This is a genomic window from Alloiococcus sp. CFN-8, from assembly GCF_049943125.1.
Lineage (GTDB): Bacteria > Bacillota > Clostridia > Clostridiales > Clostridiaceae > JAEXZL01.
In genome coordinates this window covers 2809854-2834241 of record NZ_CP188040.1, presented here as the reverse complement: position 1 = coordinate 2834241, position 24388 = coordinate 2809854, and the positions used below count along the sequence as shown (strand labels likewise).

The following is a 24388-nucleotide window of genomic DNA, read 5'->3' as shown; positions in this document are numbered from 1 at the left end:
ACTATTCTCCTTTACTTCCTTTAATAATACTAGCCATTATTATTTCAGAGGTTGCTTCTTTTCCCTGTAATTCTGATATGATTTTTCCCTCATTCATTACATAGACTCTATCGCTCATTCCAAGGATCTCTGACATATCAGAGGATATTAATATCACTGACTTTCCAGAAGCAGCAAGGTCATTTATTATACAATAAATCTCGTACTTTGCTCCTACATCTATTCCTCTTGTAGGCTCATCTAATATAAGTATTTCTGGCTCTGCAAACATCCACTTAGAGAGAAGAACCTTCTGTTGATTTCCTCCGCTTAGGTTACCTACATTTTGATCTACCGTGGGAGCCTTGGTATTAAATTTTTCTTTATACTCTACAGCAACCTGATACTCTTTATCCTTATCTATAACCCCTGCCTTAGACACCTTGTCTAAGTTTGCCAGAGTATTATTTATCTTAATGGGATTACTAAGAATAAGTCCATTTCCTTTTCTATCCTCTGTAACATAGGCAAGCTTATTTTTTATTGCAGCTCTCACGGTATTCAGCTTAACCTCTTTACCATCAACAATTATATTTCCTGATATCTTCGAGCCATAGCTTTTGCCGAAGATGCTCATAGCAAGCTCTGTTCTTCCAGAGCCCATGAGTCCAGCTATTCCCACAACCTCTCCTCTTTTTACCTTCAAAGAGGCATTATCTACTACCTTCTTATCTCCATAAAGAGGATGATAAACATTCCAATCCTTTATCTCAAGGCGAACTTCCTCCACCACTGTATTCTCTCTTTTAGGAAATCTATCGGAAATTTCCCTTCCTACCATCCCTTTTATAATTCTATCCTCAGTGATTAAGTCCTTAGACTTATCAAGGGTCTCTATTGTTTTACCATCTCTTATAACGGTAATTTTATCAGCTACATAGGATATCTCATTAAGCTTGTGAGATATGATAATACAGGTCATGCCGTTCTTTTTAAATTCCAAAAGCAGATTCAGTAAAGCCATGGAATCTGATTCATTTAAAGAGGCCGTTGGCTCATCTAGTATAAGAAGCCTAGCATTTTTTGCCAGAGCCTTTGCTATTTCTACCAGCTGCTGCTTGCCCACTCCTATATCCTTTATAAGGGTTCTAGAAGATTCTTTAAGTCCAACAATCTTCAAGTATTTATTAGCTTGACCAAAGGTTTCATTCCAGTCTATAGCATAGCCTTTACCTATCTCATTTCCCAAAAACATGTTTTCCCCAATGGTCATGTGAGGCACCAGCGCTAGCTCCTGATGTATAATTACTATTCCCTTATCTTCACTATCCTTAATTTTAGTAAACTTGCAGAGCTCTCCTTCGTATAGTATCTCACCTTCATAGCTGCCATAGGGGTATATTCCGCTAATTACATTCATTAAGGTTGATTTTCCAGCACCATTTTCTCCAACGAGAGCATGGATTTCTCCTTCGTGAACGGCTAAGTTAACATTATCTAAAGCCTTAACACCAGGGAAGGTTTTAGTGATATTTTTCATTTCCAGCAATATCTTCTCCAAAGGAATCCCCCTCCTAATATAATTAAGGGGCACTTAAAACTTATAGTGCCCCCTTCTAAATCTTAATCTGCCTTCGATTACTTTAACTGATCAGCTTCGTAATAACCTGATTCCACCAAAAGCTCCTCGTAATTGTCTATATCAGCAAATACAGGCTCACAAAGGAAGGATGGAACTACTAGCTTTCCATTATCATAGGTCTTAGTATCATTTACTTCAACTTCTTTATCGGAAAGATGAGCGTCGATCATCTTTACTACTTGTCCTGCAAGAGTTCTTGTATCCTTAAATATTGACATTGATTGCTTGCCTTCTATCATCTTCTTAACATTAGCAATGTCACAATCCTGACCGGTAATTACTGGCCATTCTCCATCGTAAGAGGATTCTAAAGCATTAATTGCTCCTAGAGCAGTAGAGTCATTAGAGCAGAGAACTACATCAAGCTTAGTTCCATCAGCATAGTAGGAAGCAAGTATGCTTTCCATTCTGTTCTGAGCAGTTTCTGTAGACCAACCAGCTGTTGCAACCTCATCAAATTTAACCTGCTTTGATTGAACTACAAGCTTTCCTGCATCTACATACTTTTGAAGCACGTCCATTGCTCCACCGTAGAAGAATTTAGCATTGTTGTCTCCTGGGTCACCAGTTAATATTTCCATGTTGAAAGGACCAGCAGCATTCTCTAAGTCTAAGGCTTCTTCTATATATTCACCCTGCTTAGTTCCAACCATGTAATTATCAAAGGTAGCATAGTAGGATACTGCATCAGTGTTCATTAAAAGTCTGTCATAAGCTATTACTGTTACGTCCTTTTCCTTAGCCTGAGCAAGGACTGTACCAAGAGAGTCTCCCTCGATAGCAGAGATAACAAGAACGTTTACACCGTTAGCAATCATGTTTTCTACCTGAGAAACCTGTGTACCAACATCATTACTAGCATACTGAAGATCTACATCATAGCCTGCATCCTTCAGCTGCTTTTCCATATTTTCTCCATCCTGTACCCATCTCTGTAAGTCCTTAGTAGGCATGGACACACCAACTAAAGGCTTGTCTGAACCTGCATCCTTACCTGGAGTATCGGTGTCACCATTGTTACAGCCAGTGAATACCGCTGCAGCCAAGGCAAAAGTCATAATACCACTCAATAACCTTTTATTCATTTTTACCCTCCCATAATAAATATTTAATATTAATGCAACATTATATAGCCACCGGAATACGGTTACATATATAACATCACAATTTACAAATATTTATAATTTTAATATTTTATTACTCATTTACAATTATATTCATACTTTTATCTTGAGTCAACCATTGAAATTGTTATCTAAATCTATGATATTCTTTGATTTAAATAATTATGTTTCATATAAAATAATCTGTTACTTTTTTATTTCCCCCTAGGGATATTTGCTTTTTATTAAATTATTTCATAGTGTTTTTGCAACATTATTCATAGAGAAAAAGACCAAGCTCTACTGAGCCTGGTCCTTTGATTTTTTGAAGGTAATTATGGTTTTAAATAAGTCTCCATCTATATTAATCTGGAAGCTTCCTCCCTGTATTTCTGTAAAGCTCTTAACTATAGCAAGGCCTAAACCGCTGCCCTTTTCGTGGCGGGACTTGTCTCCTCGAACAAACCTTTCTATGATTTCCTCAGGGGTAAAATTCATCTCATTTTGAGATATATTCTTGAATTCAATTATCACTTCATCACTAACTTCCTTAACATTAATATATACCCTGCTCCCTGGCATAGAATATTTACCTATGTTAGTGAAGAGATTTTCAAAGATTCTATAGGTCTTTCCACCGTCTAGGTTTACCATAATCTCATTGTTTTCGAAGCTTCTAATTACCGATAGGTTATTATATGTGATTAGTTCACTGGTTTCTGCTAGAGCCTGTTCAATCAAGGCAACAATGTTAAGATCCATAAGCTCCAGCTGGATATCTCCACTATTTACCCTGCTCACCTCGAAGAGATCTTCAATGAGGGTAGTCAATCTATCGGAGTACTTATTTAAATTATCTAGATATTCATGCCTTTCCTCTTCAGAAATAGTGTCATCCTGCAGCAGTACTATATAATTCTTTATGCAGGTAAGAGGTGTTTTTAAGTCATGAGAGACATTGCTTATAAGCTCCGTTTTCATATTTTGTGATTTTGTTTCTTCCTTTACAGCTTTTTCAAAGGAAGCCTTAATATCTTTGAATTCATCCTTTAGGCTGTTGAATACACCTACATCCTCATTGATATTATCATTAAAATTCCCTCGGCTCAGCTCCCTGGTAGCCTCTAGAAGCTTTTTATAGTCCATCTGTATTTTTATAACTTTTTTTCTAAGGTAGATGAAGGAGCCGAAGATATATATTATAAAAGGTATATATCCCAGGAACCAAGCGGCTATCATCAGGGCAACAATAAATCCATTAATAACAGTAAATTTTAATAGCTCCCTGCTAATATTACCTGCTAGGTCAGCCTCTGCTATCTGATCAAGATTTTTCTTTATAAACCTACAGAAGCTACCGATTAGAGTGTCCTCCCTAAGATATCTAAAGAAGCCACGGGCAAAGATATATTTGATTTGAAATAAGCCTAAGGAAATAATCAGTAAGGTTGATAGCCATGCTATAAAGTTAATTATGTTTATTATTAAAGGATAATTTCCCGTATTATATTCCTTTAATACATCTAATAATGAACCATCTAAGGTACCTACACACACAACGTAGGTTCCCATAGCAGCTAAGGTGATTGCAGTAGCTAGAACTGCTATATTAATTCCTGCCTTCCATTTTTTTATCAAAAGATAAGGCTTAATCTCCTCTACCACTCTTATGGGATAAAAGAGCATGAAAAGGCCAAGGATACCACTGGATATTAATAATGCTATAAGGGTAAATTCATGATAATAATTCCAGGAGTAGCTATTATGATAAATAGCCCCTTCAGTTATGAGCTCTTCCGGAATTATATAGGTTATTTCCATAGCCTTAGGGTTATTTATCTTAACCTGATTTCCATCAATTGTGGTTCCATTTATATAGTAGGTTATTTTTCCATCAGCTGTACGCTGATAATCCATAACTCTTCCAAGGATGTCTATTGCTTCATATTGCGAGTAGTTTCCACTATATAAATCACCTTCGGCAGTTAGATATCCATTTTCATCATATTTTAATGAGGAGTATAATGTATACCTGCTTTTGTCGTCCTCATTATTTATCTTATCTAAATTATTGGATATTACATTTTCATTCTTTGTGCTTCTTATGGAGGATACAAAGTTATCATCCGTTTCAAGATAGTACTTCACTGAAGCTACAAAATCATTCACATACTTAGACATGTTCTCTTTCACATCAGCTGGCACTTCAGCTTCAAAGGTGAGAATCTGATAATCAGGATCAAGCTCCTTTGCCGCTGCCAGTGTATAAATAGGCAAATCTTCCTCTAAATAATTTTGCAATAGACCATTGTCTTTAGATATTCCTCCTTTTACATTGTCGTAAAAGGACATAACTATTGAGGTGGTAGTTATAAGTAAAAGAGTTAATACAATAATAAATATACCTTTAGATTTTTTCATAAAGTCACCTACATCTTTTCAATTTTATAGCCTATTCCCCAGACGACCTTGAGGTATTCTGGCTTTTTAGGATTTGCTTCAATTTTTTCTCTGAGCTTTCGCACATGCACCATGATGGTTTCAGTGTTTATGGCATCTTCCTTCCAAATGGTTTCATAAATCTCCTCAGCGGAATACACCCTGCCTGGATGGCTCATCAGGAGCTCCAGGATATGAAACTCCTTAGGGGTTAAGCGGACAGCTCTCCCATTGACAGAAACCTCTTTTGTAAGCCTTTCTAGCTCTAGCCCTCCCACAACCAAGCTGTTGGAATTATCCTGGGGAATGGAGGTATTTTTCTTTAAGGCTAATATCTGATTATACCTTCTCAGGTGTGAATTAACTCTAGCAATGAGCTCCATGGCTTCAAAGGGCTTTGTTACATAGTCATCAGCCCCCAGGTTCAAGCCTGTTATTTTATCTATGTCCTGGGACTTTGCACTTAAAAAGATCACAGGAAAATCATATTTCTCTCTCAGCTTCATCACCATGGTTATCCCATCCATCACCGGCATCATGATGTCCACCACAGCTAGGTGAATATCATTTTTTTCTATAAGCTCAAGGCCTTCCACCCCATTTTCAGCCTGCAGCACCTTATAGCCTTGATTCCTTAAAAAGATTGCCACGGTATCTCTTATTCCTTTTTCATCTTCAACAATTAAAATAGTATGTTCCATATTTTCTCACCCTTTTTATAAGTCCTTTAAGTAGCTTTAAACATCTTATTTTATATTACCATTATTATTGCTAGGATTAATAAGATTTTTATATAATAATCCTCCTCCCACAGCTAAGATTATGGTAACAATTAATATAATCAATGCTCCTGGGATATTACCTTCCTTTATAGAGCCTGATAAAAAGGTTGAGGTTACTATACTGGGTATCCTTCCTACAGTAGTGAGAACCAGCCAGCTTATTAGATTTATCTTACCCAAGCTAACAACATAGGTCATTATGTCCTTTGGTGTTCCTGGTACAAGAAAAAGTATAAAGGTCCAGAACATGCTTTTCTTAGAGGCAAAGAAGCTCTTTACCTTCTCAACCTTTTTGATCTCAAACATCACATTAATAATAGAATTCTTAAATAGCTTTACTATTAAATAAATAATTGCTGTCCCAACACATGAACCAAGGATGCATATAATAGTTCCCTGCCAAGAACCAAATATGTATCCACTGGCAAGCTCAAAGGGCTCTCCAGGCAAAAAGGCTAGAACTGTCTGTAGAATAATCAAACCGGTCATAGCAAGAAATTTAACCAGGTATGGCAAGGCTTTAATCCCTTCAATTATCCCACCAATATCCATATACCTCATTCCGTAAATCGTCGACAAAGCCATCAATACTATAAATAATAAGGCAAAGACCAGCACACTCTTATGAATACCTTTAACCATGGCTCATTACCATTTCATCGCTATACACTGCATTATAGGAGGTATACTTTCCTATAGTACCTTCATATATATCATTAGAATTCTCTATTCTCATCAGGTCTATAGGGCGTATCTTCTGAGGGGATTTTTGAGAATACATTATGTTATTCTCTTTCAGTATTTCACTGACAAATTCAGAACAAAACCTATGATATTTCCTCTGTAAGCTTACATTTCGGCTGTATAGCAGCAAGCCCATAAGGTTGTATTTATAGTCATATCTATTTTCATACATTAATTTAAGTTTTCTTTTTACAGCAGTATACTGCTCCTCTGTTACATCTACTTCTATAACCTTGCACTGCGATTCTGAATTTCTCCTATAAAAGCTATTATCAATAGATTCCAGCACAAAGCCTGCAGGGAGAGGACTATAAGAATATCTTCTAGCAAAGGAATAAAATTCTCTCATCTTCGGATCAACTGATATGGCTACGTGAGTATAGCTGTCCTTAGTATATTTTTTGATTGCTCTTGAAACTATCGATGGCGTACATACAAAGAATAAATAGATCTTTTTCATAAGTGTCTCATCCCCTTCTATGATTCTATTATAAAAGGGGAATCCTAAGATAAAGTTGAGGAAAACCTTAAGAATTTCTAAAGATACATAAAAATAAAATAGGACCAGCCTTATAGCTAGCCCCATTCATTAGTCAATTATCTAATTTAATTATTCTATTACCTTATTATCCATTTACTTCTTCTTTACCGGTATCCAAATTTCAGAGTAATAATTTTCATCCATGGTTCCCTTTGGATATTTCCTTGCATCATCGTACATTTCAATACAGTAACCTGCGGCAAACTCATATTCCTTCAAAGCTGGCAGCCATTCGGAAAAAATCTTAGTATTAACATCCTGCAGGGAATCTGGCATAGCTCCTATGCAGGGGAACACCGCCCAGGTAAATGCAGGTATGGTTCTGGTAACGAAGCCTTCAGGAATATCAGCTATAGGATTGTAGATATCTGCAATCATGTATTGGAATTCATTATTCCCCATAGTTTCATCAATGTTCACACCAAACATTCCACAAACATACTTACCATTTCCTGCATCAAAATATTCCTTCCAGAAATCAGGAATCGCATCCTTAGCACCCTCATAATGAAAGCTCTTGGACACTCCAAGCACCGTAAAGCTTTCTTTTTTTGTAATTCTGTAGTCCATAATATAACCACCCTCCAATGATAGCTTTATTTTTAATGGTGCAAAAGACTTCAGCATTGTGCTTCCCTTTTGTACCTTAGAAGGTGTAACTCCATGAAACCTAGTAAAAGCCTTGGCAAAGCTATCCGGTGAATAGTAACCATATTTTAAAGCAACATCAATGACCTTTGCCTCAGCAGTAGCAAGCTCACTGCCGGCTAAAGCGAGTCTACGGTTTCGAATATATTCCATGATGGTAAATCCACAAAGAAGGCTGAAGCCTTTTTGAAAATAAAAGGAAGAAATATTAACCTCCATTGCAACATCATCAACATCTATATCCTCGGTAATATGGTTTTCGATATAATCGATAGCTTTACTAATTGCTTCAGTCCATTCCATGTTTATACCCTCCTGATGTAATAAAGTATATCACCTGCTCATAGGGACTTCCCGATATTCCTTGCTTTCTTTTGTCCCAGGGTTATATTAAGCTTTATTTATATTATATCAAAGGCTTTTTTTATTGGTATTTGAAATAAACCTATAACTTCTGTTTTTTTCCACGATAAATCATTACTCCTACAGAAAGAAATAAGAGTGCAATAATAAACATAAAAATGGAAAATCCTCTGTTGCCTGAAGGAGCTTCTATAGGAGGCTTTTCAGGAGATATTTCACTAACAGGATTATTAGCTACTAAACCTAATTTCTTAACTCTTTCAGCCTCAGCCTCACGGAACTTTCCTTCGTTTAAGAGCTCTTCGAACCTCTGCCACATATCATATTCCCTTGCTCCAGAAAGCTTTAGCTTGTCTGTATCATAGCTTGTGACCTGAAATACATATGTGGGATTGAATTCATCATAATAAGCTATCAGATAAGCCTTTCCTATAGATATTTCAGTTTTCTGTGGTGATACCATTGGAAAAAGCTCCTTTGAGTCTAGATTATTATCACCTTTGATATTTTCTATTATCCTTACTTCCATTTCCTCTTTCTCTGGATAGTAAGCAACTATCTCACCAAAAAATACCCTAGCATCATCAGAGAAAAGTAAATCTTCTGGCACTGAACCAGCATAGGCAGTGGAGCTTAAAGTAAAAAATATTGCGATAAAGCTTAAGATAAACACTTTAAAAAACTTACTCATGAAATCTCCTTTCATCTAAACTTAATATCTTCAAGCTCAGCTACATGGATAAAGCCTAAATTGTCATCGGTATAATCAAATCTTACCCCATCAATCCATTCTCCTTCATATTCTCTCTGAAGAAGATTTTCAATTAGCTTTGTAGCTGTAGCAGCTCCCCCTGTTGAGCCTTGAAAATAATGCCTCCATCCGGGGCTAGGAAAAAATAAATTTTCCTCAACATCCTCATTTTTATCAAGACTTATTACAGCTATATTTTTCCCTTCCACTTCCTCAAAGCTTATAAAATCCATGGGATTCCCTTCGAACAACCTTTCTGAAATAGCCTTTGTAATAACTCTAAGCTTTTCTTCTAGATTTGAATCCTTTGGCATTTCGATATAATCTAAGACCTCAAGATCAAAGGGGTAATCATTTGTGGTGTAAATAGGATATTTTCCACTATTATAAGCTTCCTGAATTTCTTTATCTTTAAGTGTTTTTGATATATCTTCTTTATCCGTTTTATTTTTAAAATCATCATAGGTTCTCATATCACCAATATCTGTATCCGAGTTATCATCAGGTACACAACCAGCTAAAGTAAAAAGTAGAATAAGAGCTAAAAATAATATCATGCTTTTTTTCATGACCTTCACCTCATGCTAAATCACTTCATTTAATATTACGATTGGGTTAGGTTGTTAGTTAGCTTGGGAGTAAAATATAATGGGCTGTAAAAATCCACGGTTACTTAAATAACTTATACCAATACAAAGTAGTTTCTATATTTGGATTGTATGACTGCTTCAACGTATCAACTCCACCTAGTATGAATCCTTGCTTCACATAAAATCTGCATGCTCCAATATTATCATCTTGAGCCTCTAGAGACATTCCGATAAGTTTTCTTTGTTTTGCCCACTCTTCCGCTTTAGTTAAGAGCAACTTTCCGATTCCATATCCTCTAAATTCTTTTTTGTAGCGATATTTTCAATATAACAGAAGCGATTCCAATCCTTAATTATTCTAATTTGCCCAATGCAACTATTATTCTTATAAGCTAGAAATAGAGCTTTATCTTCACGGTTTATATATTCGCTCCAATCCAGTTTATCATCTGGGAAACGAATTTCTTTAGCTTCATCAAACAGCTCCTCTTCAAAAGATCATTTCCCCGATTGAAAACTGGGCACAACCTTACCAAACACTTTAAAATAATCATTGGTTTTATTAATATCTTCAATTAATTCATCCTTTAATGGAGAAATTATGATATCTTCTGCAATATTCATTTTAACACCTTCCTATTCTGAAAAAGAATTTTACTAACACAAGTGTGAATATTACTCTAAGTCAAGTCTATATAGATACTCATCATATACAATATCAGTTTCGCATTTCTTGAAGGAACCTTCTTTTTCAATAAAAAAGTTAAGCTTTCTCAAAAGAGCATTTGAACCTCTATTTTCCTTTGCTACAGCAGCAGTAATGCTTGTCCCACCATTTTCGCAGCAATAGTCAATCAAACCTTTAATCATTTCTGTTCCATAGCCCTGGCACCAATGGTCTTTATAAATAGCATAGCCTATATCCCATTCCCTATTATCCTCACTAGGAATAGCACTACAGGTTCCAATATAACTCCCCGTCTCCTTTGAAACAGCAACAAAGTAGTAGCAGCCATCATAATCTTCCACATTATCCTTCCATTTTAAATAGGCATCACCAGCCTTATCACGAGGTGGATCAGATAGATATTTTCCCATTTCCTCATCCAGCCATATGCTTAAGCAGAAATCAGTGTCTTCTTTTTTGGTGCTTTTAATTATTAGTCTATTGGTTTCGAAACTCTGAGCTTTCATATACTTTCCTCTCTTCTTTCAACATTCTAAAGATATAATTTAGCAATTACACTAAAAGAAATCCAAATTATTTTAATCGAAAAATTTATCTTTTCCTAAATATATAAGTAGCAAAATATCCTCTTTCATCAGTATGCTCTTCATATTTAACAAGCTCAAAGAACTTATCCATCCCCTGAAAATCACCTAACTGGATCATATCTTCTTTTCTAATCCTAGAATTAATACCTTCATTGTATCCAAAACCACTGACAAACAGTATTCCACCCTCAGTTATATTATTATGAATATTTAATAACAGGTCTCTATCCAGTCTATAATGATTAATTACAATATTATCAAATCTTCCGATATTCTCTAATGAATTACTTTTACTTAAGTCAGCTTGTATTGCATTTACAAAATAATTATTTCTTTCAGCAAAAATTTTTAATCTTTCAAGTGCTTTATCACTAAAATCTACCCCTGTCACTTCAAAGCCCTGCTCTAGTAGATATAAGGCATTTCTGCCATCTCCACAAGCTACATCTAGGACAGATCCTTTTTTAAGATAAATTATATTTTCAACTAATGAACTTTCTGGATTTAAGGGTTTATCACTTCTGCTGTGAAATTTTTCTTCCCAGTATTCTTTGTTGCCCATATACTCCATCAGATTTCCTCCATAACTATATCCAAGGTATATATAGTAACATTTTACTATACTTGTTATTTATAATCTTGTATTTAAATGAAAATACAGCGATTTGTGGTTAAATCGCTGTATAGAAATTATGGGTATGCTCTTATCTTCCATGTAATTATTCCCGTTTAAAAACACCTTTTTCACTTGTAACTAAGTATTTCAACTTCTCATCAGAAGCTTATTTGTATATCTTCTGGCTTCTATGGTCCAGATATCCTTATGATGAACTTTTCTCTCTTTATACTTCTTGGAATGATATAACCAATCTCTTAAATTAGCTTCGCTAGTTAGATTCTGACATCTCCTATAAACTTCTTTATTAAAATACTCTAAATCAAACCAATATATAGGTCCCATTCTTCTAAATTCTACCACTGCAAAAGTATCAAATTCCATTGTTAGCGATCTCGTATTAGGATGATGCCTTACAATACATCTATCTGCATATTGGCTCCAAAATCTGCTACGTTCATCATTTCCAAAGATATTTTCTAAATCATAGATATTTATCCAAGTAATGTACTTTCTTACTGTGACAGGATCAATACCATTAAAGTAACCTTTGAATTCTTTAGTTCCTTCTTTTCCCGTAGTCTTTAAATAATGGATAAGAATATTGTTATATGGCTTTAAATCCTTGATATCACAAACCTCTAAAAGATTTAGCAATAGTTTTTTAGAGTGGTCATAAGTAAGCTTATTAACTATCTCCAGAAGCTCATGGGGCTTTAGACGTAAATATTCCTCCTTAGAGCAACCTAGGTAAAATAGATTAGAAAGCTGCTTTCCCAGTAAGGAATCCTTATTAATCTTCATATCCTCCAGGCAAGCAGAATATCTATCATAGGTTCTAATTCCTTTATCAAAGACGATATTTGATAAGTAGCTGTCGACTACTCCTTCTTTTATAGCTTCAGCTAGCTTATCAAGTGAAAGCTTAAATAGATCTTTGAATTTTTTTGTGCTTCCTTGATACCTATTAATAACTGTAAATATTACTTCTCCATTACTTGATTCATAGTTATTCTGCCAGCTAGAAAATAAAGCATTTAAAACCTCATCACTAGGATTAAAGGATAATACTGCTGTTATTTTCTTTAAGCTACCTTTATAAACATTCCTAGGAGCATAGTGAGCTAGCATAATTAAATCCTTTTTACTTATGCAGAGGGCGAAGGCTCGAAGCTCATCACCCTTAAGAGCAGAGATTCTTTTTACAATAGCCTTAAATTCATTAGAATTAATCTTATCCTCTGATAGCTCACCAGAGCTTTTATGAACCTTTGCAATCTCATATTTCACCTTATCAAGCTTTTCTGGATAAAAAATATCAACCATTATTGCTCCTCCAGAATATTCTTCATTTCCTCTATCATCTCATCGTCCTTGAGTCTAAATTTAAACTCAACTCTTCTAGATTCATCATCATTAACAGTTCCATCGGTATTATAAATTAGGTTACTCCAGGACCTTCCGTTTGCCGTGAGGATTTCTCTAAGCCCTTCCAGTTGCTCCTTATCTAATATAGCTTCACCCTCTTCTATGAAATATGTAGCTATGGATAAGGCTCTTTTCTGGGACAAATCCAAATTATATATGTAGCTACCATTGTCATCAGTGTGACCTTCTACAATAATCTCAGACAAATATGGCTCATAGGATTCACTTAAAAGCACCTCTAAATATAAAGGCATAAATTCATTTAAAAACTCTTTGGCTGTGCTCTTCAGCTCCACCTGGTTATAATCAAATAGAACGTTAGAGTCAAAGGCTATAGCCCCGGTCTGTGGATCCACTGATATGCTGAGGCTTGTGTCCTCAAATTCAAGACTTAAATCCTGGATTATATCGGATTTTACTCCTACAAGCTTTTCAAGCTTTTCCTGCTGCTCATCTAACAGCTTTTTCTGCTGTTCATAGCTGCTCAAGGAGTGAAGAATAGTAAAGGACATAATCAGAATAAACATCAAGAGTAATGCCGCCATCATATCTGAATAGGATTGCCAGTAGGAGCTTCCTTCCCCTCGCCTCTTCCTTTTATACTTTTTCATGGGCTAGACTTCACCCTCCTTGCCTACAGCTCCTTTATGATTGAAATCCTGTGGTATAGCAGAGATCAATATCTTTTTTTCTTTAGAGCCCGAGGCCTTCTCCTTTGCTGCTTCATCTAATAGCTCTATCATGAAGCCTTTAATATCCTTTTGAACCTTAACAAGCTCCTCTACATAGCCATCATACTGCTCTTTAATTTTATGTAGGTATTCATTTTCCACCATAGGAAGCTTATCCACTGTTTCCTGTATTTCCTTAATGGTTCCACTTAAATGGATTGAAATCTCACTAAGACTTGTATCAAAGACCTCAAAGGTCTTCTTCACGGAGTAATTTACATCCTTTTTAAAGGTCTCTGTAATATCATTAGATACCTGAACAGATTTTGCTACGGTTTCATTAAATCTCAAGCAAATTCCCTCCAGCTCCTTAGCTGATGCTCCAAGCTCTTTATTTAACTCCTTAAATACATCCTGAAGCATAAGGGCAGATGCGTTTAATTCCTCCCTGAAGCCTCCACCTATACCCTTCATTTCACCAGCAGCCTTATATAAATCCTCATTATAGGATTTTAAAAGCTCCTCCATCCTTTTTGCAGCAAGGTCTATTCCATTATTAAATAAGGATGCAGTGCTGCTAGATATCTGCTCTATCTGTCCAAAATAGTGATGTAGTCTCTGGATAAATTCTTCCCCAGAATCCTTAAGCAGCTTTATTGAAATAGCTATATCATTATTAAATTCCTGTGCTATGACCTTAACACTTCCAGCTGTTTCCTTAATGCCTTCCTGGAAGCTATCGGTTATATCCTTCATTCCCTGAGAGGATTTACGTATTTCATCATTAAAGGTTTCTGTAACAGCTCCTAAGGATTTAGCTGAAGCCTCAATGTCCTTATTAAAGGCAGCGGATACCTCCTTTAGCACCTCTGCAGAGCTATTTAGCTTATTATTAAGAGCTTCTGTTATGTTATTATTTACCTCCATTTGTCCTTCAGAGGTTTTTAATAGCTCCTCTACCTTTATGATTATCTCTGAGAACTTAGTAAGTAGAGCAGCTTCATGGTCCTGAAGTCCTCTAAGGTATAGTTCTTGTCCTGCAAGTGATCTCTCAAAGACCTCTCTCTGTTTATCAACACTTTCATAAGCCTTGTTTACCCCTACCTGGAAGCTATTTAACTCATTACAGAAGGTTGATAGCTTCTCCATAATTGAGTCCAGCTTAAGATTTACTCCTGTGATATTTTCTGAAGAATTAATAAGCTCCTCTACAACCCTCTGCACCTCACCAATCATATTCTTCTCCCATTCATTCATGCTCTCTAAGGTTTTACCGAGCTCTAGGAATTGTCCGTTTAATGAGGTATTCATATGATTTACAAATTCATTTACTATTGTCTCTAACCCTTCTGTCTGATTCTCTATCATCTTTTCCGATAGCATAGTCATGGTATTATTAATATTATTGAAGGTTGGAAGGGCCACCTTCTCAAAGCTTTCAGCTATCTTTACAGAAATAGTTTCCGCAAATTTTACCATGGTGCTGCTTTGTTCCTGTTGATATCTAAGCATTTGGTTTGCTAGATCATTATCAGGAAGAGGCACTACATTTAGATAAAATTCCTCATAGAAGGACTCTAGAGCCTCATTGAGTTTAAATAAGCTATTTTTATATACAAGGTTAAATATAAGAGATAAGCCTACTCCAAAAATAGAGGTATAAAAAGCAATTTTAATACCTTCAATAAGAGCTGGTATAGTAGAAGCCATAGCCTCCGCACTAGTAGAATCAAATTTTTGTAGTCCTATGGTCAGTCCTATGAAGGTACCAAGTATTCCTAGTCCAGTAAATAATGCTCCTACCTGCTCTAGATATCCTCTGTTAGATGCATCTTCTATGTCATCTATATTAATATAATCAGCTATATCGCATTTATAAGAGGTATCTTCTGCCCTTTCTAATCTTTTCATTTCCTTTTTAAAGGCCTCAAAGGCAGATTTCAGATAAGAATATAAGAAAAAGTCCTCCTTCTCATAGATTACAGTCCATAATTCCTTATGATTTTCTTTTTCTTCTTTAATGAAAAGCGCTGCTCTATTAATATCATTTGTAGCTTTATATAATTTAATAAGTCCTGTTAAATACGCCCATAGTACAAATACCAGCATAAAGCCTAAGCATATTCTGCTTATAATATCATCAGATAGCATATACATTACAGGAAAGCTTATAATAAATATAAGCACTCCCAATATGCCAAACAAATTTTTTCTTTTTAAATTATTGTTCATGGTATCTCCTCAACATTTCTTTAAAGTAATTGAACATCTATTATTTCAACATAAGCTAATCAAAATCACTAAAATTTATATCCTTAAGCTCATGGGGAGCATTATCTAAATAATACTTCTTTAGTTTATCTAGATTAACATAATACTTTCCATCAGAGTTTAACCAATATATATATTTAGGACTAATAGAATAAACCTCTGAAATTCTCTTACCCTTATATTTTCCCCAGGTGAGGATATCTTCTGGATTATATTCCTTAATTCCCACAACGAAGCCTCCTTTATATATATTCACTAAAGAAGCCAAGGTCCTTATTATCTACAGTACCCACCAAGGCACCCCTATCCAGTAATGAATTTTTAAATTCACAGGAGGTCTCAGGTAACAAGGTACAGCTATGGCAGGCTCCATAGTTTAAGGATTTATACCCTTGTCCATATTTGCCATTGCTATTAATACACACAGGATCCGAGGCACACCAGGTAGCTTCCTTGAGAGCATTTTTCAGCACAGACTCTATCCTCTCAGGATAAGCCTGCTCTACAAGGCCACCCAAGCTTCCATCGGAATCTGTTGTGGCAGTATATATTAATATACCAGCCATTTCTATGGTTCCCTTACCCTTGTAGGTTGAATAAATTTTTTCCTTCAGTGAAGAGGCACTATATCCACACTCCAAAGACAGCTGTCTTATTAAAAGATGAGAAAGGGTGTGAAGCATAACATATTCTGGAGAAAAATTCTCCTTATATATTTTTTCCTTATCTATAATTTCCTTGAGAGGCTTATAGTAAGCATCAACCTTAGAAGACCACTTTCTTATTCTTTCAAGGTTAAACTCAATAAAGATACCTTCTCCTTTAAGCTCTACAGCAGGGAACCAGCATCCCAGTTCTCTTCTTTTTTCAACAGGTATCTTTAATACATCCTTTTCCGATAGCTTTTGGAGATTTTCATCCTCAAAGGATCCACTCCAGGGTAGCTTTCTGGTAAAGCCTATCATTGCATTGACCTCTGTAAGCTTATCTATTGCTACAATCTTATTTATAACACTCTTAAACTCCTCTGGAGCTTCCAGCTCCTCAGCAGAGTATTCATCATCGTTATCAGTATCTCCATGATACTTGGTAATTACCTTGTACTCATCCTCATATATTTCCCAATCCTTCTTCTCTCCCTTAAGCTTTTTATTACTCCTCAGTCTATCTAAAGCAGAGAGAATATCCTCAAGGGATAAGCCTTTTAAGGATGGCATTATATAATCTTCAATGACGTATCTATCCCTTTCTTGGCCTTTTCCAAGCTTTGAATAGTGCTTACCCAGCTCTTTATACACCCTTTTGCTCCAGGGGGGTATACTCAAGGCACTGACTGTAGCCGGGAAGTAAATATCACTAGAGGATCTTAACCTGGTCATAAGTGATTTTTCACAGTTACCCTGCTTAACCTTTTTGAGCCAGGGAGAGCTTCCCTCACAGCTAGCAAGCTCCTTCATCCCACTCTCTCTAAAAGCAGTTTTCATTGTCCTCCTAGCACCACAGCTGCTACAATAAACATAAAGGCTATCTAATCCACTCTTTCCATCCTTGTTTTTCAGATATAGCTTTGATTTTTTTCCTTCCTTACATTCTCCACCTCTATGGACCCATTTATAATATGGGAAATCAGCAATATGACCCTTCTCACAAATAACCACAAAACGGGAGGGCACAAGAGTTTTATTACCACAGATGCACTTAAACTGCCTTCCCTCTTGATGATTGAACACCTTATAATTAAAAAGCCTGTGACATTTGGTGCAGTATAGAGTTTCAGGGAATCTATATGAAGGTATATCCATACTCCTTTGAGAATATATACTCTTCCTCTCAGCATCTACCTTTGGCTTTACGAAATAGTCCACCCCTAAGAGGTTCTGAAGGTTCTCATTATTTACTACATAAATGTTATCAGAAGCAGGATTATTCCAGTCCCAGCTATCGAGCCCTGCAATCATCACCGTATCATTAACAAAGTCTACCATGGAGCCAATACCAAAGGTATTTATTATCTGAGACTGTCTCACATCTCCCACTACCTTAGGCTTTTTTCTAGTAGGCTTTACTCCCTTATTAAATATCTTTCTCATTATTTGTATCCTCCTCCCTGTCTATGATATAAACATTGGAGCTACCATCAACATTTCTCAAGGAATTTAGAACAGAAGGAAAGATTGTGTTTACATCCTTTTCAGCCTCATTTAAAAGAGTATATACTAAAGCAGCATCATTATTTTTTAGACTATAATAAAAGGTCTCTCCCTTTTCCTCTACAGCCTCTTCCCAGAGCTCTTCAAAATTATTTAGCCAAAGAGAGGCGTATTCTACAGCTTCTGGGCTTATCTCCTTTATTCTCTCTAATATTTTCTCCTTAATGAGCCTTACATCATGAGAATTACCACTAAAATTCCTCACTGCTTCATTAGAGGACATATTTTTTACTCTATGTCTTATCAAAGCTACATATACAGAGTGTAATGCCTTTTCAATAGCTCTAAAGGAAAAAGGGGTTACGCTGGTAGGCTCTACATATTTATAAAAGGTTCTATGATAATAGCTAAACTGTTCATAATGAGATCTGTCCCTGGTTCTAGTAGAATTATAAAAGGTCACTATCATTCCAGGATTGCTTCTTCCAGCTCTACTAGTTGCCTGTATATACTCAGCGGTAGTCTTTGGCTGACTGTATACAGTCATAATTCCAAGCCTACTAACATCAATTCCTACGGAAAGCATGTTAGAAGCAAGCACATAGGAATAAGCTCTTTCATCGGGATAGCTTATTTCCAGCTCCTCTAGAGTATCCTTTATTTCCTTGGAGGATTTTCTGCTGGTGAGCTCACTATAAAAATTCAGCTGGATTTCCTTCAAGTCCACCTCTTCTGAATAGTCTTTAAATTTATGAAGCATTAAAGCAGTGCTGTAAATCCTAACATGATCTAGTAGTATAGTAGCTGCACTTCCCAAATCCTTAAGGGTATTAAAATAACCTATGATAGTAAAATATTGATCTATCAGCTCATCCCTCACGCCCTTGGCTCTTAGATAATTTATAGAATAAATTACACAGCCATATACTCTAATGAGTACATCTACTAGATTTCCACCAGTTTCACAGATTCCTATATAACGCCGAGCTGGTTTTTCATCTCTAGAAGCCATAACGGCAAAGAAGGAATCCTCATAGGATAGTCCATTGGGTGGAAATTGAATTGTTTCTCTATTATAAAGAGCCTTAATTTGCTTCACCGCGTTTCTTACGGTAGCTGTTGATGCAATAATTTTAGGTCCTCTACCATCAGCAGTTGTACATAGCTCATCTACTGCAATCTCATAAAGTCCTGAAAGAGAGCCTAAGGGACCTGATATGAGATGAAGCTCATCCTGAATAATAAGCTCTGGTGGCAAATTAGCTTTATCAGCAGCAAAAAGAGCTAAGGTTTTTTCCTCCCATACTATTCTTGCTAGCTTATCTATGGTACTTAGAAGAAGAGTAGGTCTTACCTTATAAATATCCTCATCTACTAGGTATACTGGAAGCCCCTCACTAAATAAGCAGCTATTATTTAAGCACTGTATTTTTAAGCCTCCCTGAACCTTATAGGCTCCTATATTTAATTCCTCGCCACAATATGGGCAATGATGAATCTGTTGGGGGTTCCCCTTATATACAAGATCACCGTCTCTTAAGGTTGACAGCTTTTCCTTAGCATCCATTAAAGTGTTAGGTGTCAAATCCATTCCAACCCAGAGTCCTATGGATATTTCCTCAGAGGAAAATTTATATTTTCTTCTCAAGGCTTCACAGGCACAAATCAAAGCCGTTGCTCTCTCAAACTGCTGAGTTGTAAGAAGTCTTAGGGTGTATCTCATTAAAATGGTGACTCCACCAGATAAGTCTCCTTTAGTTAACCTCCTATAAAAAATCGTTATGGCTGATAAACCTAGATAAGCTTCAGTCTTTCCACCTCCAGTGGGAAACCATAAAAGATCTACTGTATCCCTATAGGAGTCTTTCTCGCAGGCTATATCAGGAAGTATTTGAAGGATATATGCCAGCTGGAAGGGATACCAGGATATATCCTCTAGCATAAGCTTTTTGCCCTTAGTCTTTCCGTAATTAACCCTTTGAAGAGCCATTGCTTCATTCATATATACGAAAGCCTTCCACATAGACTCATTCCCTCTTAAGGTCTCTACTCCCTGTCTAAGCCTACGGATGCACAGCTCTATTTTTTCAATACAGGACTGTACTGCTCTTTTATAGCTGTCTAGCTCTCTGCCAGTACTCTTAAGCTTCTGAAGCCAATCCTCATAGATTTCAATGAACTCAGTTAGATCCCTTAGACCAAGCTGCCTATCCACCTTAGTCCAATAGGTCATATTAAAGCACTTTACACCAGAAATGCTCCTGGGCTTCATTTGATTTAACTCCTCCACAGGAAGAAATTCACTGGATATAGAACATATCCTATTATTCTCTTCCTGCCATTTGACAGAGCAGCCATGGCCAACGGCATAATTCTTTTCATTTCTGTAAAGGAGCTCTAATATCTCCTGCTCTAATTCTCCTTGAGAGGAATAATCACTATTTATTGGTAGAAAGCCTTCCTCTGCCTTAAGCTTTAGGCTGCATTGAAATAATGCTAATGGGTTAACATTTTCTTTTCCCGCCATAGCTTTATTAAGAACAGATACGGTAATCAATCTGCTTCCATCGGAATAAAGCTTTCTCACAAAAAGCTGTATATTAACCTTATGTAATAGCTCTGAGCCTTTAATTATTTCACCAGTATAGGTATCTATGATTAAGCTTACAGGCTCATGGTTTTGTCTAGTATATTGGTCCTGTCTTCTAACTACCGTTTCCATTATTTCTTCATTATCAACGGTTTTCTTTCTAGTATATTCTATTTCCTTATATCCAAGGGTATAGGTTGCAAAGGTGAAATCAACAAAAATCTCTCTCTGCTCCTTCTTAATTACTGCAGATATTGCCATAGAGGATGGTTTAAAAATATTGGCTTTATTAAAATCATTTTTAGCATCCTCCTCTTCCATCTCCCCCAGTACATCAATATCACCTATATCTTTTTCATTATCTAAAGGAATATCTATTTCTTCCTCTTCCTCCATTATTGTAGGTAATTCATCATCCTGGTTCATTTTTTGAGGCCATAATATGCCCATGGAATATTCCTCCGTGGGCTTTGTCTCCAGGACCTCGTCTTCACTTATAGGACCTATAATATCCTTTCGGAGAAAGCCTTCTATTATATTTTCAATATCATAATAATCCTTATAACCCGCCATTTATCCTCCTAATCAAACTCAACCCTTGCAAAAGCAGAAAGCTGAAGTCCAAGCCATAGACCAGATTTATTATATTCCTTTAGAATCTCCTCATCATACCGCGTATTAGCTATAGTGATAACATTATCTACATATATACCCGTTAATCTATTGGGCAATCCCCCTCCTGCTCCCAATTCATTCTTAGCTGACCAAAGCTCCTTATTAATAGTCTTGGACAAACTACCTAGACATTGATTTTCGTAATATAAGTCATAAGAGCTTCCATTTAATCTAGCCTCCAGCTCACAGCCTTTATTTAAGCTAGCTATAAGTGTCTGCTTTCTTTCTACTTCTTCTCTGCTTCCTCTTACAAAGCTGTAATAATCCACATCCTCAGGATAGCCTATTTCTATGTTTGAACAAAACCTCTTCTTTGATTTCTTGCTAAACCAGAAGCCTATCCATCGCTTACTGGGAAGCTGCTTTGTAAAGCGAGTGGGTAAATCATAAAAGCTCATCCCACCCTTAGTTCGGGTTAAGGCCACATAAGCAACCTTTAGCTCCTCTCCAAAATCAACGAGATCATGTCCACCCTTTTCCTCCAGGGTAAAATCTCTAACTAGCAAAGCTATATGATTAAACTCTCTTCCTTTTCCTTTATGGATAGTTGATACTATTATATTTTCATTCCCTGAGGCATTTAACCCCTCAGGAATTTCTTTTCCTCTTACCAGCTCCTTAGTCAATAGCTTAAGGTCTAGTACTCTCTCATTTTCATCCTGTGCTAATGACTTTAATAGCCTCCATTTATTCTCTCTATCTTCATAGCCATGGAGCTCTAATCTTTCTATAAAGGCATTATGACCTATCTTATCCTCACCATAATTTCCTAAAAGCTCTCCTATCCAAGGAACTAGCTCTAAGTGCTGAGCAGAGCGGAGAACTTTATGATTTATTCCATCCTTATAAAGGATGCTACTAACCAAGGCCGCCTCTCCATTATTTCTGCAAAGAATAGCAAGGTTGTCCTCCTTTTTATATAAGGTTTCGCCAAGCTCTCCTCGATAGCCTCCTATCATCAGTAGCTCTCTGCATTTTTTAAAGGCTTCCTCTTGGAGGTCAAAATCATTAGAGAGTATTGCTTCTCTTAAATAAGAGGAGAGCTTTGTCATGGATGAATTTTGCCTCTGATTTTTTATAAGTTCATACTTGATAGAAGTTTCTGAATACTCCTCCTGCAGCCAGTTATAAAATCTTACGGAGTTAAGCTCTTCCTCATCCTCAATAAGATAATCATATATAGCCTGACATTTATCTCCCAAGAGCATAAATCCGCAGTTTATACTATTTAATATTTCCTTAACCATATTAGCTCTAGGACCAACTATATCCTGAAGCTCATCGACAATAAGGTATTTTAAGCCCTCCAACGCACTGGGATCTTTCTTGAGCTCTTCAACAAATCGGTCTATTCTCCCATCGTAGTCCAGGGAATTTAAGATTCCTTCCTCTAAGTCCTCTGCCATCATGTATGTAGCAAAGGAATCAAAGGTTCTAATGTTATTAAATAGTTGATAAGCCTCATCAGCCAATCTATCTGCCTTAATTTCCTGAGTAAGTCTATCTCTCACTACGGCAACAGCAGCTCTAGAATAGCAGAGAACCAAAATATTTTGAGGATCTGCTAAGCCTTCATTAATAATATAGGCAAGCCTCTGTATTACAGAGTAGGTCTTACCGGTACCTGGACCAGCATTGACTATGATTCTTTCCTCTATTTCTGCTTCTATTATAGGAGAAGGGGTAGTAATCCTGGTGTATCCAGCCTCTTTAATTTTGGTGTATGCTGTTCCAGTTATGCTTGTCTTAGTTTCTAAAGCCCCATCCTTTGCACTCTTGCTATGATCATTATCACCTGTCCCTGTGAGACTTTGCGCAGAAGGTTTATCAGGCTTTTCACTAAAAGGCTTAAGCATACTAGCTAACTTTGAAGCTTCTATCAGAGGATTTTCACAGCTTTCGTAAAAATCATAAAAGACATGAGCATCAAAGCTATCCTTAATGAAAGGTATAAGATTCTCTTTCCCTGATATATATCCTAGGGAAGCCGCCCCAATAGAAGCTATATAGCTTTCTCTTTCAACACAGCTTTTAAGCAGCTTATGAGAACCTAAAAGCTGAGCCTCTGAGCTTTTTATAAACAATACAGATTCAATATCTACCCTTCTGAAGGCAATATTCAAAGCATCTATAAGCTCATTCTTATAGTAGCTATCCTCTAAGGAAACTACTGCATTAGTCAGGTCATAACCGTAAAAGTTTTTTATATGCTCCTTAAGGAAAAAGAAGTATAAATAGGCTATATCTATGGGTGATATCAGAGCAGAGCCTATCTTTTGACTACTTCCAGCCAATAGCTTGTCTATGAAGCTATCAATAGTGGTATAATCCTTTAATTCTGCTCTTCTATGAAAAACTCCTGAGCCTATATAACCACCCTTGAAATCATTACTAATACCTAGGCTTGTAGAAAAGCTTTCTCCTCTATTAGTGCAAATACCTGTATATATACCGTCAATATTCTCTTTAATGTATGAGATTCTAGTAAAGCTATTTCGAATATCTATTCCAAAAAATGTGTTCATATATTGCAAAACCACCCTATATTCCAGTATAGATTGACACAATTATACAATTTAATTTTAATACTATTAACAAAATGTGTCCACTTAATACTTTATTAAAATAAAAAATCCCAGGCGTATGCTTGGGATTGTGTAGATGAATATAATATAATTATGTATATATTGATGCTAGAATATAAATAGAATTAAGTAAAAATAGAAATTCCAAATAAATAGCAATGTATATATGGAATAACTATTAAAGATATATATCTTAACTGTGTGAATAAGGGGGCTTAAAGATGGAAGAACTAACGAGAATTATGGAAGAAATCTTAATGGAATTAAGAGAGATTAATAGCCACTTAAGTGACTTAAAGGGGTCGGGTTTCAATTCAATGGATGATGTCTGCAATAAACTTGACGACATAGTACAAGAAATAAACAGTGTTAAAGGTCCAACAGGATATGATTTAACGGATATTCACAGCACTCTAACTAATATAGATATCAACACATCAAATCTTTAATCTTTATAACAGAGTATTTATTATCCTCAGTTAGTATGAAAGGGAACGTCAGAGATTTTGTGTAATCAAATTTTCTGGCGTCCCATAATAATTTAT

Annotated in this window: 20 protein-coding genes and 1 pseudogene; 1 reads left to right on the top strand and 20 read right to left on the bottom strand. The window is 36.1% G+C overall.

Going from position 1 to position 24388, the window contains the following annotated elements; all coding sequences use genetic code 11:
- Position 1: 1 nt before the first annotated feature.
- From mmsA to ACPWSR_RS13175, 20 genes and pseudogenes are all read right to left on the bottom strand, one after another.
- The gene (mmsA, locus tag ACPWSR_RS13270; protein WP_426348710.1) at positions 2-1540 is read right to left on the bottom strand and encodes a multiple monosaccharide ABC transporter ATP-binding protein; all 1539 of its coding nucleotides are present in this window, start codon (positions 1538-1540) and stop codon (positions 2-4) included.
- 77 nt (positions 1541-1617) lie between these two features.
- Positions 1618-2706 carry a multiple monosaccharide ABC transporter substrate-binding protein gene (chvE, locus tag ACPWSR_RS13265; protein WP_426348709.1) on the bottom strand — a complete coding sequence of 363 codons (1089 nt, stop codon included), beginning with the start codon at positions 2704-2706 and terminating at the stop codon, positions 1618-1620.
- A 318-nt stretch (positions 2707-3024) separates the two neighbouring features.
- Positions 3025-5145 (bottom strand): sensor histidine kinase, encoded by a 2121-nt coding sequence (locus ACPWSR_RS13260; protein WP_426348708.1) that lies wholly within the window; start codon positions 5143-5145, stop codon positions 3025-3027.
- 8 nt (positions 5146-5153) lie between these two features.
- Positions 5154-5864, bottom strand: a complete 711-nt coding sequence (locus ACPWSR_RS13255; RefSeq protein WP_426348707.1) for a response regulator transcription factor — start codon at positions 5862-5864, stop codon at positions 5154-5156.
- A gap of 45 nt (positions 5865-5909) precedes the next feature.
- Complete coding sequence (locus ACPWSR_RS13250; protein WP_426348706.1) at positions 5910-6587, bottom strand: TVP38/TMEM64 family protein; 678 nt, start codon at positions 6585-6587, stop codon at positions 5910-5912.
- The gene (locus ACPWSR_RS13245) at positions 6580-7149 is read right to left on the bottom strand and encodes a hypothetical protein (protein WP_426348705.1); all 570 of its coding nucleotides are present in this window, start codon (positions 7147-7149) and stop codon (positions 6580-6582) included. Before ACPWSR_RS13245 ends, ACPWSR_RS13250 begins: the two co-directional genes overlap by 8 nt.
- Positions 7150-7323: 174 nt before the next feature.
- Positions 7324-8181 (bottom strand): AraC family transcriptional regulator, encoded by an 858-nt coding sequence (locus ACPWSR_RS13240; protein ID WP_426348704.1) that lies wholly within the window; start codon positions 8179-8181, stop codon positions 7324-7326.
- Positions 8182-8323: 142 nt separating this feature from the next.
- Complete coding sequence (locus ACPWSR_RS13235) at positions 8324-8932, bottom strand: hypothetical protein (RefSeq protein WP_426348703.1); 609 nt, start codon at positions 8930-8932, stop codon at positions 8324-8326.
- A gap of 11 nt (positions 8933-8943) precedes the next feature.
- On the bottom strand, positions 8944-9561 hold the full coding sequence (locus tag ACPWSR_RS13230; RefSeq protein WP_426348702.1) for a hypothetical protein: 618 nt from the start codon (positions 9559-9561) through the stop codon (positions 8944-8946).
- Between the two features lie 100 nt (positions 9562-9661).
- Positions 9662-10044, bottom strand: a pseudogene (locus ACPWSR_RS13225) (GNAT family N-acetyltransferase).
- 36 nt (positions 10045-10080) lie between these two features.
- Positions 10081-10206, bottom strand: coding sequence for a hypothetical protein (locus ACPWSR_RS13220; RefSeq protein WP_426348701.1), 126 nt, complete (start codon positions 10204-10206; stop codon positions 10081-10083).
- A 51-nt stretch (positions 10207-10257) separates the two neighbouring features.
- Complete coding sequence (locus ACPWSR_RS13215; protein WP_426348700.1) at positions 10258-10776, bottom strand: GNAT family N-acetyltransferase; 519 nt, start codon at positions 10774-10776, stop codon at positions 10258-10260.
- Positions 10777-10861: 85 nt separating this feature from the next.
- Complete coding sequence (locus ACPWSR_RS13210; protein ID WP_426348699.1) at positions 10862-11428, bottom strand: class I SAM-dependent methyltransferase; 567 nt, start codon at positions 11426-11428, stop codon at positions 10862-10864.
- A 192-nt stretch (positions 11429-11620) separates the two neighbouring features.
- Positions 11621-12799 (bottom strand): hypothetical protein, encoded by a 1179-nt coding sequence (locus ACPWSR_RS13205; protein ID WP_426348698.1) that lies wholly within the window; start codon positions 12797-12799, stop codon positions 11621-11623.
- Positions 12799-13512, bottom strand: coding sequence for an OmpA family protein (locus tag ACPWSR_RS13200; RefSeq protein WP_426348697.1), 714 nt, complete (start codon positions 13510-13512; stop codon positions 12799-12801). The genes ACPWSR_RS13205 and ACPWSR_RS13200 overlap by 1 nt, the downstream gene beginning before the upstream one ends.
- Before the next feature lie 3 nt (positions 13513-13515).
- Positions 13516-15804, bottom strand: coding sequence for a MotA/TolQ/ExbB proton channel family protein (locus ACPWSR_RS13195; RefSeq protein WP_426348696.1), 2289 nt, complete (start codon positions 15802-15804; stop codon positions 13516-13518).
- A gap of 55 nt (positions 15805-15859) precedes the next feature.
- On the bottom strand, positions 15860-16099 hold the full coding sequence (locus tag ACPWSR_RS13190; RefSeq protein ID WP_426348695.1) for a hypothetical protein: 240 nt from the start codon (positions 16097-16099) through the stop codon (positions 15860-15862).
- Positions 16086-17933: a DrmB family protein gene (drmB, locus tag ACPWSR_RS13185; RefSeq protein WP_426348694.1), complete on the bottom strand. Its 1848-nt coding sequence runs from the start codon at positions 17931-17933 to the stop codon at positions 16086-16088. Before drmB ends, ACPWSR_RS13190 begins: the two co-directional genes overlap by 14 nt.
- Positions 17917-21156: a helicase-related protein gene (locus ACPWSR_RS13180; protein ID WP_426348693.1), complete on the bottom strand. Its 3240-nt coding sequence runs from the start codon at positions 21154-21156 to the stop codon at positions 17917-17919. Before ACPWSR_RS13180 ends, drmB begins: the two co-directional genes overlap by 17 nt.
- Before the next feature lie 8 nt (positions 21157-21164).
- Positions 21165-23783, bottom strand: coding sequence for a UvrD-helicase domain-containing protein (locus ACPWSR_RS13175; RefSeq protein WP_426348692.1), 2619 nt, complete (start codon positions 23781-23783; stop codon positions 21165-21167).
- Positions 23784-24064: 281 nt separating this feature from the next.
- Between ACPWSR_RS13175 and ACPWSR_RS13170 the strand changes: the two genes are divergently transcribed.
- Entirely contained in the window at positions 24065-24292 is a 228-nt protein-coding gene (locus ACPWSR_RS13170; RefSeq protein WP_426348691.1) for a hypothetical protein, read from the top strand.
- The last annotated feature ends 96 nt before the right edge of the window (positions 24293-24388 follow it).